This is a genomic window from Methylobacterium sp. AC433, assembly GCF_979253015.1.
Map to the genome: position 1 here is coordinate 1 of NZ_CEEDBN010000102.1, position 242 is coordinate 242.

Annotated in this window: 1 pseudogene; it reads left to right on the forward strand. The window is 63.6% G+C overall.

Annotated features, from left to right (window positions below):
* Positions 1-22 precede the first annotated feature (22 nt).
* Positions 23-229, forward strand: a pseudogene (locus AC0IWM_RS23885) (hypothetical protein); the annotation flags it as partial.
* Positions 230-242: the final 13 nt, after the last annotated feature.

Genomic DNA, 242 nt, shown 5'->3' on the forward strand with positions numbered 1-242 from the left:
AGCCGGTCGGTGCCTGCTCTAGCGCGGCTTCCTCCTGCTGCCGCGTCAGTGGGTGGTCGAGCGCTCCTACGCCTGAGCGACCCGCTTCCGTCGTCTCGTCACAGATTACGACCGCTATCCCAGCACGCTGGCAGACCTCCACATCGTCGCCTTTGTCTGCCTCATCCTCAAACCGACCGCTCAACTCGCGGCCGGATCATACCAGCCTCTAGGGTCTGTCATCGCTTGAGCCAATCGAGGGC